The 15,082-nt window shown below is 44.2% G+C and carries 10 protein-coding genes; 6 read left to right on the top strand and 4 right to left on the bottom strand.

Translation table 11 applies throughout. From position 1 onward, the window contains the following. Positions 1-59: 59 nt before the first annotated feature. The 4 genes from ubiG (at position 60) to yfaE (ending at position 5,108) form a co-directional block, all read left to right on the top strand. Positions 60-806 (top strand): bifunctional 2-polyprenyl-6-hydroxyphenol methylase/3-demethylubiquinol 3-O-methyltransferase UbiG, encoded by a 747-nt coding sequence (ubiG, locus tag ACED60_RS20235; RefSeq protein WP_017101817.1) that lies wholly within the window; start codon positions 60-62, stop codon positions 804-806. 504 nt (positions 807-1,310) lie between these two features. Beyond that, complete coding sequence (gene nrdA, locus ACED60_RS20230) at positions 1,311-3,593, top strand: class 1a ribonucleoside-diphosphate reductase subunit alpha (protein WP_371728321.1); 2,283 nt, start codon at positions 1,311-1,313, stop codon at positions 3,591-3,593. A 103-nt stretch (positions 3,594-3,696) separates the two neighbouring features. After that, positions 3,697-4,830 carry a class Ia ribonucleoside-diphosphate reductase subunit beta gene (gene nrdB, locus ACED60_RS20225; protein WP_004733365.1) on the top strand — a complete coding sequence of 378 codons (1,134 nt, stop codon included), beginning with the start codon at positions 3,697-3,699 and terminating at the stop codon, positions 4,828-4,830. Continuing rightward, positions 4,830-5,108 (top strand): class I ribonucleotide reductase maintenance protein YfaE, encoded by a 279-nt coding sequence (yfaE, locus tag ACED60_RS20220; protein ID WP_009848850.1) that lies wholly within the window; start codon positions 4,830-4,832, stop codon positions 5,106-5,108. Before nrdB ends, yfaE begins: the two co-directional genes overlap by 1 nt. 249 nt (positions 5,109-5,357) lie before the next feature. Here yfaE and ACED60_RS20215 read toward each other — a convergent pair whose 3' ends face one another. Next, a complete protein-coding gene (locus ACED60_RS20215) occupies positions 5,358-6,593 on the bottom strand; it encodes a CinA family nicotinamide mononucleotide deamidase-related protein (protein ID WP_029223972.1) in 1,236 nt (411 codons plus the stop codon). 208 nt (positions 6,594-6,801) lie between these two features. Between ACED60_RS20215 and ACED60_RS20210 the strand changes: the two genes are divergently transcribed. Then, a complete protein-coding gene (locus ACED60_RS20210) occupies positions 6,802-7,713 on the top strand; it encodes a DUF3943 domain-containing protein (protein WP_135442602.1) in 912 nt (303 codons plus the stop codon). 252 nt (positions 7,714-7,965) lie between these two features. Next, entirely contained in the window at positions 7,966-8,478 is a 513-nt protein-coding gene (locus ACED60_RS20205) for a glycine cleavage system protein R (protein WP_009848853.1), read from the top strand. 110 nt (positions 8,479-8,588) lie between these two features. Here the strand turns inward: ACED60_RS20205 and nspC are convergent, their stop codons facing one another. The 3 genes from nspC to ACED60_RS20190 form a co-directional block, all read right to left on the bottom strand. Continuing rightward, the gene (gene nspC / locus ACED60_RS20200) at positions 8,589-9,722 is read right to left on the bottom strand and encodes a carboxynorspermidine decarboxylase (RefSeq protein WP_371728320.1); all 1,134 of its coding nucleotides are present in this window, start codon (positions 9,720-9,722) and stop codon (positions 8,589-8,591) included. Between the two features lie 240 nt (positions 9,723-9,962). Next, positions 9,963-11,213 (bottom strand): carboxynorspermidine synthase, encoded by a 1,251-nt coding sequence (locus ACED60_RS20195; protein ID WP_065680464.1) that lies wholly within the window; start codon positions 11,211-11,213, stop codon positions 9,963-9,965. Positions 11,214-11,221: 8 nt separating this feature from the next. Next, positions 11,222-14,173 (bottom strand): pyridoxal phosphate-dependent class III aminotransferase, encoded by a 2,952-nt coding sequence (locus ACED60_RS20190; RefSeq protein ID WP_371728319.1) that lies wholly within the window; start codon positions 14,171-14,173, stop codon positions 11,222-11,224. Positions 14,174-15,082: the final 909 nt, after the last annotated feature.

Genomic DNA, 15,082 nt, shown 5'->3' with positions numbered 1-15,082 from the left:
AGCAAAATTGTAGATCTTCTGGTCAGCAGGAAAAGGCAAGTTATAATGCCTGCAATTTCATGGATGCATTATTTAACTTGGAAATGCCGATTATGACTAAATCACAAAACGTAGACCCAGCAGAAATCAAAAAATTCGAAGACATGGCGTCGCGCTGGTGGGATCTAGAAGGCGAGTTTAAGCCACTACATCAAATCAACCCACTGCGCCTAAATTACGTTCTAGAGAAAACCGAAGGCCTATTTGGCAAGAAAGTTCTCGATGTTGGCTGCGGTGGCGGTATTTTGGCTGAGAGCATGGCCGTTGAAGGTGCGCTAGTCACTGGTTTAGATATGGGTAAAGAACCGCTAGAAGTCGCTCGTCTGCATGCATTAGAAACCGGCACCAAGCTTGATTACATTCAAAGCACCATTGAAGATCATGCTGAGCAAAACCCACAAACTTACGATGTGGTGACCTGCATGGAAATGCTAGAGCACGTACCAGACCCACAATCGGTTATCTCGGCTTGTTCAAAGTTGGTTAAACCGGGCGGCCATGTGTTCTTCTCGACATTGAACCGTAACTTTAAGTCTTACCTATTCGCTATAGTAGGTGCAGAAAAGCTACTTAAGATTGTCCCAGAAGGTACTCACGACCACGAAAAGTTCATTCGCCCAGCGGAACTTATCAAGATGATAGACAACACTCCGCTGCAAGAATTGGGGATTACAGGACTGCACTACAACCCGTTAACGGACACTTACCGTTTGGGCACAAATGTAGATGTTAACTACATAGTCCACACGCAAAATCTCACCCGATAACTATTAATATCACCAGCTTAAAATCTTTTAGAAAAAGACGATTGAAAAGAGTTGTAATTAACATAACTTTACGACTTTTTTCAGTCTAAATTTCGTGCGCTCGCTTCCATTTTGACCACCTAGATTTAATTTTAATCATCCAAAATCCATTGCCCATTTTGCTCAAAGATCAAGGGATTTTTTTTTATGTGTGCGCAAAAATAAAGCAACCTTAAAAGGCTATTTTTATACAATCAAGTCACATCGAACCTCGTCAGTTAGTGGTCACTTACAGTTTTTTTTCAATCCACCACTTATCCACAAGCACTCCCATTTCTTTACCTTGAAAAATATAAACTGTAGCACTATCTTGTAACCCAACAAACAAATGACCCCTATATGTTGTGTTTGAACTACAATGTATGGGTAGACCAAGATCACAAAGCCGAAACGTAATTTACAAAAATTACACAGAAATACACAAAAACACGGCTTTGTTCAGTTTTGTTAGGGAAATTAAGCAGAATGAACCAACAACTTACTGTTACCAAACGTAACGGGCGCAAAGAAACAATCGATTTAGAGAAAATCCATCGAGTGATCACATGGGCAGCTGAAGGCTTGCACAATGTTTCTGTATCACAAGTAGAATTGAAAGCTCACATTCAGTTTTACGATGGCATCACCACCACTGACATCCATGAGACAATCATCAAGTCAGCAGCGGATTTAATCTCTGAAGAGACTCCTGATTACCAATATCTAGCAGCACGTCTGTCAGTATTCCACCTACGTAAAAAAGCGTACGGCGAGTACGAGCCACCGGCTCTATATGACCACGTTGCAAAACTGGTTGATATGGGTAAATACGATAGCCACCTAATGGAAGACTACACGAAAGCTGAGTTTGACGAGCTTGACGCGTACATCGACCACAAGCGTGACTTGGACTTCTCTTATGCAGCGGTCAAGCAGCTTGAAGGTAAATACTTCGTGCAAAACCGTGTAACAAAAGAAATCTACGAGAGTGCTCAGTTCCTTTACATCCTAGTTGCTGCTTGTTTATTCGGTAAATACCCGAAATCAACTCGTCTGGATTACATCAAACGTTTTTACGACGCCTCGTCTACGTTTAAGATTTCTCTACCTACACCAATTATGTCTGGTGTACGTACGCCTACTCGTCAATTCAGTTCTTGTGTGCTGATCGAGTGTGGTGACAGCCTTGATTCTATCAACGCAACAGCAAGCTCTATTGTTCGTTACGTATCTCAACGTGCTGGTATTGGTATCAACGCAGGTCGTATCCGTGCGCTTGGTTCTGAAATTCGTTGTGGTGAAGCGTTCCACACTGGCTGTATCCCTTTCTACAAATACTTCCAAACAGCAGTAAAATGTTGTTCTCAAGGTGGTGTTCGTGGCGGTGCAGCAACCGTGTTCTACCCACTATGGCACGGTGAAGTTCAGTCTCTATTAGTACTGAAAAACAACCGTGGTGTTGAAGAGAACCGTGTTCGTCACATGGACTACGGCGTACAGCTTAATAAGCTTATGTACTCTCGTCTTGTTCAAGGTGGCAACATCAGCCTGTTCTCCCCTTCAGATGTACCTGGACTTTACGATGCGTTCTTCGAAAACCAAGAGCGTTTTGAAGAGCTGTACGTTAAGTACGAAAACGATCCTTCAGTGAAACGTGAAACTGTGAAAGCGGTTGAACTGTTCTCTCTACTAATGCAAGAGCGTGCTTCTACTGGTCGTATCTACATTCAGAACGTTGACCACTGTAATACACACAGCCCGTTTGATTCTGAAGTAGCACCTGTTCGTCAATCGAACCTATGTCTAGAAATCGCGCTACCAACTAAGCCACTTTCTAACGTGGAAGATGACGAAGGTGAGATTGCACTGTGTACGCTTTCAGCGTTCAACCTTGGCGCAATCAATGAACTCGACGACTTAGCAGAGCTTTCTGAGTTGGTTGTTCGTGCACTTGATGCACTGCTTGATTACCAAGACTACCCGCTTCCAGCAGCATACAAATCGACAATGAATCGTCGTACTTTAGGTGTGGGTGTCATCAACTATGCATACTACCTGGCGAAGAATGGTGTTAAGTACTCTGACGGCAGCGCAAATGGCCTGACTCACCGTACTTTTGAAGCAATTCAATACCACTTACTAAAAGCGTCTGTTGAACTAGCGAAAGAACAAGGCCGTTGCCCATCTTTCCACGAGACCAACTACGCGAAAGGCCTACTGCCAATCGATACTTATAAAAAAGATATCGACTTAGTATGTGAAGAGCCTCTGCACTACGATTGGGACACGCTACGTGAAGAGATCATGGAGCACGGTCTGCGTAACTCTACGCTAACAGCGCTTATGCCTTCTGAGACTTCGTCTCAAATCTCGAACGCGACTAACGGTATCGAGCCACCACGTGGTTATGTATCAGTGAAAGCGTCGAAAGACGGTATCCTGAAGCAAGTTGTTCCTGATTTCTTAAATCTTAAAAACAACTACGAGCTACTTTGGAACATTGGCAATAACGACGGTTACCTACACTTAGTGGGTATCATGCAAAAATTCGTTGACCAAGCTATCTCTGCAAACACTAACTATGATCCAAGTGTTTACGACAGCGGTAAGGTACCAATGAAGCAGCTGCTTAAAGACCTGCTAACTGCATACAAGTATGGTGTTAAAACGCTTTACTACCATAACACTCGTGATGGTGCTAAAGACGACCAAGGCGATGCAGTTCAAGTGCCGGAAGAAGATTGTGAAGGCGGCGGTTGTAAGATCTAAACCGCAATAAACATTAAGACCCCAGAGAAGAGTTATCTTCTCTGGGTTTAAAGCATTAACAGGGTCCGTTTTATTGCGGGTCTTTAAAGGATTTGAGGCATTTATGGCTTACAGTACTTTTTCTCAACAAAAAAATGACCAACTAAAAGAACCAATGTTCTTGGGTCAGTCGGTAAACGTTGCACGTTACGACCAACAAAAATTTGAAATCTTCGAAAAGCTTATCGAAAAGCAGCTTTCTTTCTTCTGGCGCCCAGAAGAGGTCGACGTGTCTAGTGACCGTATCGACTACAACAAGCTTCCTGAGCATGAAAAGCACATCTTCATCTCTAACTTGAAGTACCAAACGCTTCTAGATTCTATCCAAGGCCGCAGCCCTAACGTTGCCCTACTTCCATTGGTATCACTACCAGAAGTTGAAACTTGGATTGAGACATGGTCATTCTCTGAAACGATTCACTCTCGTTCTTACACGCACATCATCCGTAACATCGTAAATGATCCAGGCGTAGTATTCGACGACATCGTTGAAAACGAAGAGATCCTGAAGCGTGCTAAAGACATCGCATTTTACTACGACGATTTGATCAAGCTGACGGCTGACTACCACCGCTACGGTGAAGGCAACCACAACATCAACGGCGAAGACGTTAAAATTTCACTTCACGACCTGAAGAAGAAGCTTTACGTATGTCTAATGTCTGTAAACGCACTGGAAGCGATTCGTTTCTACGTGAGTTTTGCATGTTCATTCGCATTCGCTGAACGTGAGCTAATGGAAGGTAACGCGAAGATCATCAAGCTAATCGCTCGTGATGAAGCACTTCACCTTACTGGTACACAGCACATGATCAACTTGCTGCGTAATGGCCAAGATGACTTCGAATTCATGCAGATCGCTGAAGAGTGTAAGCAAGAATGTTTCGACCTATTCAAAGAAGCAGCAGAGCAAGAGAAAGAGTGGGCAGAATACCTATTCAAAGATGGCTCTATGATTGGTCTAAACAAAGACATTCTTTGCCAATACGTTGAGTACATTACTAACATCCGTATGCAGGCTGTTGGTCTAGGTACCGCTTACCCAGAAGCAACGTCGAACCCAATTCCATGGATCAACGCTTGGTTGTCTTCAGATAACGTTCAAGTTGCTCCACAAGAAGCTGAAATCAGTTCTTACCTAGTTGGCCAAATCGACAACGAAGTAAAAGCTGACGACTTTGAAGGGTTTGAGCTGTAATGCCAACAATCAAAATCAACAAGCTGACTTCTATTGAATCTAACCCTTCAAATACTCTATTGGAAACAATGGAACAAGCAGGGTTAGAGCCAGAATACAACTGCCGAGATGGCCACTGTGGCGCTTGCCGCTGTACGTTGGATTCCGGTGAAGTTGAGTACGTTGGTTTTGCTATGGCTTACACGCAAGGTAATGAAATATTACCTTGTATCTGTAAAGCAAAAACAGAACTATCGCTGAGTAACGTTATTCACAGAAATAAGCAAAAAAGTGCTTAATACTTATACTTATACTTAGCTACTTAGCTACTTAGCTACTTAGCACGATTAGTACAATGTTGAATCGTTAACAGAAAAGCTTAAAAATTTAAGGGCCCGATAATCTTCATTATCAGGCCCTTTTTGTATTTCATGTTGGCTCAATCAGACAACTCGCTTATTGCACCAACTCGGCTTTATTGATGTATATGATTTATTACATATATAGCTCTATAGCTTTAACTTGGACTTTATAGCGTTGACTTGGTTTTATAGTACCGCTTTAGGAATAAACATGTCTTTCAATCGCTTAACCGAAGAGTAAGTACCAAACATCGGTTTGTTGTCTAGATGCCTTCTCAGCATATCGGCGGCAACGGTCTTAATCACGTTGCGTTGGTCTTCGCGTGAGTACTGACGATAAAACTCAAGCACCTGTCCCCACTCTCCTGCTTCAGTAGACAATGCGACGCTAAATGTGTTGTCTTCTAACTTACCAGTAACCAAAGCCAGTTCTGTACCGCACTTCTCTCTTGTAGCGCCAGCCAGTGCAAAGGTTGCGGCTAATGGATCACTCTTTTCAAGTTGGCTCTCTTTTGGCTCAGCCATGACCCATGAATGACCAAAGCAGTCTTCAACCTGCTCATTCAATTGCAGCCACGCTGATAGGGCGCCTTTGGTCGACACTTCAGATACAGATAACGTCTTCTTTTTTTCCGCCATGATGTGTCCAATATGGTCAATCATTGGCTCATCAACGCTCACGACATTACTCTCTAGGAGCTTGTAAACCATTTGCAGAAGCTTAACGCGAGTTTCTAAGTCTGCCTTAGGACCAAACAGTTTGACCTCAATAAAAGGCAGATAAGAGCGGTAGCCAAGTTCATAGCCTGCAGGAAGCTTAAGCTGGTCTAACACATCCGAGATACCCGACTCAGACAAACCAAACGTAAACAATCGACTGCATTCAGAGGCAACCACTTGAGGGTAGGTACGCGACAAGTCAGGAAGAATCTCAAACGTAACCATACGTTTGAATTCACTCGGTACACCAGGAGTAAAATAGAAAGTAGCATCGTTGATTTTCAGCTTGAAGCCGCAAGCCGTACCCACAGGATTATCAACAATCTCTGAACTCGCGGGCAATAAAGCTTGCTTAAGGTTACTGTCAGGCATCGGCATGCCACGTCCAGAGAACATCTCTTCCATACGAGTCAGCCACTCAGGGAACATGACAAGCTTTTGATCTGAGGCCGCAGCCGCAGCGGCCGCACTCATATCATCAGTTGTCGGCCCCAAACCACCATTGACGATAACCACATCATAGTTGAAGCTCAGCATCAGCAGTTCTTCAATCAGAGCGTTCATTTGGTCGCCCACAGTTGAACGCTTTGCCAAAGCAAAGCCGTGCTGATAAAACTCAGCAGACATCCAAGCTGCGTTTGTGTCGACAATGTCCCCATGAAGAACTTCTTCACCAGTGCTTAACATTGCGATTTTCGTCATATTTATATCCCTTGTGGCCATTAAAAGACACGGCATTATTTACAAACTAGTCTAAGGTTGAGTTTGAGTCATTCACCTTTTCACAAATATTACTAATGCTTAATCTAAGGTTTTCTTAGGAAAAGCAATAAATTATTAGTTCCCTAAACTAAGCATTTAATAGATAATTGTGACTCAGATCAATTATTAACTTCTCATGGAGACCCTTGTGGCCAAATCACCGTTACTAACGAAGGTTACTGCTGCATTTACAATGCTAATGTCAGTTAACTCGGTTGCAAGCCAATACGACTTCGACCAACCAATCAACCTTTCTTATTCGGATGAATGCGCTCAAGATTACTGTGTTAATGAAAGCTTGTACACCTATAAGCCTAGTAACCATTATGCGCTAAGCGAAACAAGCGACCAATATGATTTAACGATCGAAAAACAACCACTCTACCTTACCGTTAGCGATGGCAAAGATTGGGATTACCTCATGGGCCAAACTTATACCATTCTTGGTTTAAGTGTCGCAACCGTTGGCCTCATGACGCTTTTACCGGAAAGCATCACTAAGTGGGATGATGACCAGCGTGATATCAGTGCACTAGGTAAAAAATGGAAAGATAACGTTTCTGAAGGCCCTGTATGGGACCGTGATGAGCACTTCCTAAACTACGTAATGCATCCGTATTTCGGTGGTGTTTACTACACCGCAGCTCGACATGCTGGTTATGACGAGTTTGAGTCTTTCTTATACTCTTGGACAATGTCGACATTTTTCTGGGAATACGGCGTAGAAGCGTTTGCTGAAGTACCGTCATGGCAAGATATCTTTATTACACCATTCTTTGGGGCTGTTGTCGGTGAAATGATGCTAGAAGCAGAGCAAGACATTGTTGCTTCAGGTGGCGAAGTGATGGGCTCTCAAACCATGGGTGATGTTTCGTTATTCTTCCTCAACCCTGTTGGCCATATCCACTACTGGGTAAGTGATGCATGGGGTGGTGACGCAGAAGTTAATCTGAATACTAACCCTTGGTGGGATAACAAAGACGCAGCCCGATTCGCCTACGATGCAGGGGCAACATACGACTCTCAGTTTGTTGGTATGAACTTTAAAGTAACGTTTTAAATCGGCTTCCAGTCTCTGAACTCTAAGTTACTGCATTTCAAATAAATGCGACAACTCTTCTAAAAGCGGCTCTCTAGCCGCTTTTTTTGTGCCCTACTCTTCATTCTCTTTTTTTGCATCACAGCTTAGTTTCAAAAATTGACACAGGTCAAACATTGTTCGATGTAACCTTCTACACTGAAATTAAAGAACTTTATCGCGTGATATCAAACATTTAATTAGCAACGAACAATTGAGACTTTGGGGGCTGATATGAACAGTACATTTATCGTAAACTTTATCGGACAAGCATCACCAGCAACAATCAAGCAACTTGCTGCGGTTACTCACGAAAACGACGGAAAATGGCTCATCAGTAAAGTTAACTTTATTGAAGATCAAGTTGCAGGCGTATTAAAGATTCAACTTCCTGCCATCAACGAATCAATTGTTAAGGATGCTTTCAGTGCCAATGCTGACTTGATCGTGCAGTTTGTTGATTCAGACCACACTCACAACGCACAAGACACAATACATCACTTACGACTCGACTCTAACGACCGAGCTGGCATCGTCAACGAAGTGACACATGTACTAGACAGACAAGGAATTAGCATTCTAGATATGGATTGTCACCGAGTCTTTATCGCGGGTGGCGGTGGTGTTAGCTCAAGTCTATTTACTTCCAAGATCGCTGTGAAGTTGCCAATTGAAGTCTTGATTGATGATGTCGTGAATGAATTAGAAACGCTCAGTGAAGATACTCGAGTGATGATTGAGAGCTAACGGATAGCATTTCACTTCTATCCTTACTCTTTTCTCTGGTAACAGTTATCTATAAAAAAAAAGAGCAGCTCACCGGCTGCTCTTTTTATTGTTCTAAAACTATGACTCAGTTACTTAACTGACCACTGTGACAAAGAACGTTTAAAGTCTTCATAGCCAAACTCATTCAGCTTTTGAACGCCGCCATTGCTGCGCTCGCAGTAGATTGAAGGCATTTTAAGGCCGTTGAACCAGTTCAGTTTCACCATAGTGTAACCAGCACTGTCCAACAGATGCAGCTTTTGACCAATTTTAAGTGGCTCGTCAAAGCTAGCTTCGCAGAACTGGTCGCCAGCCAAGCATGAACATGAACCAATCACATAGTCATGACTACCATTTTCAGACGCTTCTAATACCGATGCTGGTTCATTATAGATAAGCGTATCAAGGCGGTGTGCCTCGGTAGCTGAATCGACAATAGCGGTTTTCTTCACGTTCTCTACGATATCAACCACTGTCACAACCAAGTCAGTTGTTTTAGTGATGATGGCTTCACCCGGCTCAAGGTACATCTGCACGCCGTGCTTTTCAGAGAAGGCTTTTAGCGCAAGACCAAGCTTGTCGATGTCATAGCCCGGCCATGTGAAGAACACACCACCACCCATGCTCACCCAGTCCAATTTATCTAAATGCTCACCAAACTGCTCTGAGATTGAATCAAGCAAGCCTATAAAGGCATCAACGTCTTTGTTCTCGCAGTTCATGTGGAACATCACGCCATTAATCTCATCGAAGATCTCAGGCTTGATGTGATCAGCTTGCACACCCAAACGCGAGAATTGACGCGCAGGGTTTGCCAAGTCTTGCCCTGCGTAGCTTACGCCCGGATTCAGACGTAAACCCAGCGACGCTTTGCCTTCAACAATATGACGGTACGCTGCGAATTGGCTTTGCGAGTTGAAGATCATCTTGTCGCAGATATCGGCAACTTCTCTCACGTCATCTTCGCTGTAACCGACACTGTAAGCGTGCGTTTCACCACCAAAGGTTTCGTGACCAAGCTTCACTTCGTATGGACCAGAGCTTGTCGTGCCATCGAGGTAAGGTTTGATGATGTCAAACACACCCCATGTCGAGAAACACTTGAGTGCCAATACCAGCTTCACACCTGAAATCTCTTTCAGCTGTTTAGCTATCTCTAAATTCGCAATCAACTTCTCTTCGTTGATCATGAAATAAGGCGTTTTTAGTTCGTTGTTTTGCATGTTAATACCTTGCGGCCCTCGAGTTCACGAGGGCACATGATAATCGAACAAAGCCGACGCTAATGCATCGGCTCGATATAAGTAAGTACATTGGAAATATTTAGTGTATTAGAGATTCCCTATTACACTCGTCCCTCACTTTAGGGAGTGACAATGTTCTTAGTCATCTCATGGAAGAAGTAACCATCAGCTTCGTCATTCCCCCAGTAATTCAAAGCGAGGTAAGAACCTAACTATGTATTACTTCAATTTGTGAATCACAGGCAGACCTTGTGTCGGCTCTAGCTCTTGAACGTGCCAATCTAGACCGATTTCAGGCATGGTTGCTAGGAACGGGTCTGGGTTTAGCTGTTCCATGTTAAACACGCCTTTATCAGCCCATTCGCCACGGAAGAACTGAAGTGCAGCCGTAATCGCTGGAACACCCGTAGTGTAAGAGATTGCTTGGTGTTCTACGTCTTCGTAAGCCACTTCGTGGTCTGCGTTATTGTAGATGAATACGCTGCGCTCTTTGCCGTCTTTCTTACCTTGAACCCAAGTACCGATACACGTTAAACCTGTGTAACCCGGAGCCAAAGAAGTTGGGTCTGGCAGTAGTGCTTTAAGAACATGCAGAGGCTGAACCACAGTACCATCGTGCAGTGTTAGCGGATCTGGGCTAAGAAGACCGATATCACGCATGCAGTTGAAGTAATTCAGGTATGCATCACCAAAGCCCATCCAAAATTCGATGCGCTTAGCTGGGATGAACTCTTTCATTGAACGAACTTCATCGTGCGCCATTGAGTAAACTTTGTGAGAACCACAGTTTGGGAATTCAAACTCAAGCATACGAGAGTGACAAGGTACTTGTTTCCACTCTTCATTTTCCCAGTAGAAAGAATCGCCTTGAATCTCAAGCATGTTGGTTTCTGGGTCAAAGTTTGTCGCAAACTTCTTACCGTGGTCGCCAGCATTCACGTCCATTACGTCAATTGAGTCAATCTCATCGAACAAGTGCTTAACCGCGTGCGCTGCAAATACTGAAACCACACCTGGATCAAAACCCGCACCAAGAATACCTGTGATGCCTGCTTCAGCAAACTTCTCACGGTAACCCCACTGCCAATCGTAAGCTTGTGGTACTTGTTGGCCTTCAGAACATAGGTCAACCGCTACCGATGTATCTAAGTAAGATACTTTTGCTTGGTAACACGCTTCCATGATCGCCATGTTTACCCAAGGAGGACCAGCGTTGATGACTAGATCTGGTTTCACTTCGTTAATCAGAGCAACAAGTGCATCAACATCGTCAGCGTTTACCGCGCGAGCTTCTAGTTTTTTAGTTGAATCTTTAAGGTTGTTTTTACCTTTAATCGATTCGATGATTTTTTCACACTTCGCGATTGTGCGCGAAGCGATTGTGATATCACCCAGTACTTCGTTATTTTGTGCTGCTTTATGTGCAACAACCCAACCCACGCCGCCTGCACCAATTTGTAGAATAGCCATAGTATTAATTACCCTTGTTGTTCTGCTAGCTCAATGGCTAGAGTTTGAATTTTGTTAATTAGAGATTTGAAATCTGACGTCTTTAGGCACGGATTCAAGATAGTGAATTTAAGCGCACTCTTACCATCCACGACCGTTTCACCAAGTACTGCAACGCCACGAGTCAGCGCCTCCAGTCTTAACGTTTGATTCAGTTTGTCTAAATCTAGCTCACCGTTTGCTGACTGCTTATTGTTCGGCTTAAATCGGAACAGCACTGTTGATAGTGAAGGCTCCGCGAGTAGCTCTAAGTCAACTTGGTTTTGAATCAGGTCTGCCACTTCTAGCGTTTGCTCAAGAAGGTGGTCATACATATCACCCAACAGCTTTGGACCAACATTTTGCATAGTCATGAAGACTTTCAATGCATCAAAACGCTTGGTCGTTGCGATAGACTTGTCGACTAAGTTCGGCAGCTCATCGTGTTCACGGTTTAGGTAATCTGCGTGATGCAGAAGGTACTTAAAGTTCGCCTTGTCTTTCAACAACACCGCACCGCAGCTGATTGTTTGATAGAAAAGCTTATGGAAGTCGACACTCACAGAGTCTGCTTTTTCGATACCTTGCAAACGAGCTTTGTGGCTACTTAAAATAAGTGCACCACCGTAAGCACTGTCAACATGGAACCAAAGGCCTTGTTGGTTGGCGATGTCAGCAATCGCGTCAAGATCATCAATAGCACCGTGATCGGTTGTGCCCGCCGTACCGACAACAGCAAAAGGAATCAACCCTTGAGCTTTAAGCGCTTTGACTTCTGCGTCTAGCAAATCTGGCTTTATGGTGCCATTGGCATTGGTATCAACACAGCACACTGCCGCTTCACCTAGCCCTAGTAGCGAGGCAGACTTTTGAACCGTGAAGTGAGATTTGTTTGAACACAAAATACGAAGCTTGCTCGCGTAATCTGGTAAGCCTAGCTTTTGGATTGAGTGACCATCATGTTTATCAGCAATCCAATCTCTCGCTAACAATAAGCCCATTAGGTTGCTTTGCGTGCCGCCACTGGTGAAAACACCGTCCGCTTGGTCGCCAAGTTGGTATTTGTCGCACATCCAATCCACCACACGCTGCTCAACATAAGTCGCAGCAGATGCTTGGTCCCATGAATCCATTGACTGATTCAGTGCCGCAATAATGGATTCCGCCGCTACCGATGCCATTAAAGGAGGAGTATGAAGGTGTGCAATACAGTCAGGGTGTTGCACGAAGATGGAGTTTGCAGCGACAAGGTCTGCAGTGCTATCTACAACATCAACCAAAGCGTGTTGGTTGTTGTCTAGGTCGACAGCTTTGATAGCTGCTTCTAACACTTTTGGATCTAAACCCGAATAAGGGGTTTCAACCTGTTCAAAAACGGCTTTCATCTCTTGAGTGGTTTGGTTCATCACGCTAGCAAATTCGTCACTACCGCCTAAACCTGTCTGGATGAAATGCTTATTCCATTCTTGGTTAGTTTGCTCGCTTGAAGCTGGGTCTTGTTGTAAACCGCCACCCGCTGCGATGATCGCTTCTTCCATGACACGCAGTGCAAAGTCGATCTGCTCGAAAGAGATAATCATTGGCGGAAGGAAACGAATGACCGAACCATCACGACCACCCTTTTCAACCATCAAACCGCGCTCCAATGCTGCTCGTTGAATCGCTAGAGTCAGTTCGCCGTCTGATTGCGGCTCGCCAAATTTGTTGAGTTCACCATTTGGTTGCTTGATCTCAGCGCCAAGCATCAAGCCTTTACCACGAACTTCAGCAATACAGTTCACGCGAGATTGAATCTTCTCTAACCCATGACGTAGGTATTGGCCTGCGATGTTCGCGTGCTCAACCAAACCATCGCGCTCGATGATCTCTAACGCCTTAGCGCCAGATACCATTGCCAACTGATTACCACGAAATGTGCCGGTGTGCTCACCCGCTTTCCAAGTATCGATGCTCTTATCGAATACAAGCAGCGACATAGGCAGTCCGCCACCAATCGCTTTAGACAAGCATAAGATATCAGGATTAACGCCTGACTCTTCAAACGCAAATCGATGACCTGTTTTACCTACACCACATTGGATTTCATCAAAGATCAGTAGGATGCCGTGTTCATCACAGATGCGACGCAGACCTTGTAACCAATAAGCAGGAGCAGGGATCACACCGCCCTCACCTTGCACAGGCTCAACGATCATCGCGGCAGGTTTCATAATGCCGGATTCGTCATCATTCAACATACGCTCGATGTAACGAATGCTCGCGTTGGCACCTGCTTCACCACCAATGCCAAACGGGCAGCGCAGGTTGTATGGGAAAGGCATGAAATGTACGTCAGACATCAAGCCGCTACGACGCTCTTTAGTACCTAGGTTACCCATCATACCCATGGTGCCGTTTGTCATGCCATGGTAAGCACCTCGGAAAGCGAACATTGTGTTACGACCTGTGGTTTGCTTAGCGAGCTTGATCGCCGCTTCCACCGCGTCAGCACCCGATGGGCCACAGAATTGAAGAACCGAGTTATTTGAAAAGTCTTGAGGAAGAAAAGCTTTAACTCGCTTGATAAACGTCTCTTTTGCTTGAGTCGTGATATCAAGAGTTTGGTATGGCAAACCAGAATCGAGCTGATCTTTGAGTGCTTGGTTAATCTCAGGGTGGTTGTAACCTAGAGAAAGTGTACCTGCACCGGCTAAGCAATCGAGAAAGAGTTGGCCACGAGTATCTTCAACTAAAGCGCCACATGCTCGTTTAATAGCAATGGGCAGGCGTCTTGGGTAAGAACGAACATCCGACTCATGCTGTTCTTGCTCGAGCAAAATAGCGTCAGGTGTTAGGTCGTACGTTCCCTCTAAGATAGGAACCATAGTTGAAAATGAATTTGCGATAGTATTGATATCGACTTCAAAGGCGGTAGTCATAAAAATCCCCTTGAATGTGTTCATACTCACCTCCATCAGACGCAATTGCATACCGTCCCTCTATTGATTTAGAGAGAATTCATAATGAAACACGCGTATTGTCTAGAAATGAGATATAGCTGTACGCTCGCATAAGTCAAATGACGAATACGAAATTAGGCCGTCTTAGGACAGCAAAAAAATTAGTTAGCGTGAGCTCAAGGTTCAGTAATGCTACTGTTTTGAAGAATTGGACATTTTTGCAGGATCGGGCAGCTATGAGGAGCTGGTCCCTTTGGAAATGCAGAGCTGATTAGCAATGTTGTTATTAGTGTGTTCAATGTTGGGTTTCCCATTAACATGACGAACTGCGCCATAAGTATCCCGTCTATCAGCTAAAGAATTAGCCGATACCTACCCTACGTAATGTCCCAATCAGCAAGAATGGTCACTACGCGTATCCCCCAGAAGCAATCGCTGCTCTTTTTGAGCATTGTTCATTCCGAGATTGCACGAAAAATAACATAAAGTGAAATGAACGATCAATAGTTTTTAATAATGACTTAAGAAATAAGAACAACGATTAAGCAAGAGCTGTAATAATCATCAACCTAATTTTTAAACAAGATCCTCGGTTCACTCGTTCCTCATGCCGAGGATGACGAAGTAAGTATACAAGCTGTGTTAGAGAGGCTTCGAGAGTATTGCGTCTTTCCGTTCTCCCCAGTATGAGGAGCGGGTTCATAGGGAATCTTGCTTTTAAAACGAAGTTAAAGGTATGAGAATTTCAATATTTTACCCACCGTCTAACTAGGGGGAATCAAATAGGAAAAATGTGAGACCAAAAAAAGCTGAACAACAGAAACCCAAAAGCCCGAACATTTCTGTTCGGGCTTTTTAATTTGGAGCGATACATCGGGTTCGAACCGATGACCTCAACCTTGGCAAGGTTGC

It is taken from the genome of Vibrio sp. 1F279 (assembly GCF_041439815.1).
GTDB lineage: Bacteria > Pseudomonadota > Gammaproteobacteria > Enterobacterales > Vibrionaceae > Vibrio > Vibrio tasmaniensis_A.
The sequence above is the reverse complement of the archived record's forward strand: the minus strand, read 5'-3'. Positions and strand labels throughout refer to the sequence as shown.

Coding starts and splice junctions, on each gene's coding strand:
- ubiG (WP_017101817.1), top strand. CDS start 60: ATGGATGCATTATTTAACTTGGAAATGCCGATTATGACTAAATCACAA.
- ACED60_RS20195 (WP_065680464.1), bottom strand. CDS start 11,213: ATGGCTATTCTACAAATTGGTGCAGGCGGCGTGGGTTGGGTTGTTGCA.
- nrdB (WP_004733365.1), top strand. CDS start 3,697: ATGGCTTACAGTACTTTTTCTCAACAAAAAAATGACCAACTAAAAGAA.
- yfaE (WP_009848850.1), top strand. CDS start 4,830: ATGCCAACAATCAAAATCAACAAGCTGACTTCTATTGAATCTAACCCT.
- ACED60_RS20190 (WP_371728319.1), bottom strand. CDS start 14,173: ATGAACACATTCAAGGGGATTTTTATGACTACCGCCTTTGAAGTCGAT.
- ACED60_RS20215 (WP_029223972.1), bottom strand. CDS start 6,593: ATGACGAAAATCGCAATGTTAAGCACTGGTGAAGAAGTTCTTCATGGG.
- ACED60_RS20205 (WP_009848853.1), top strand. CDS start 7,966: ATGAACAGTACATTTATCGTAAACTTTATCGGACAAGCATCACCAGCA.
- nrdA (WP_371728321.1), top strand. CDS start 1,311: ATGAACCAACAACTTACTGTTACCAAACGTAACGGGCGCAAAGAAACA.
- nspC (WP_371728320.1), bottom strand. CDS start 9,722: ATGCAAAACAACGAACTAAAAACGCCTTATTTCATGATCAACGAAGAG.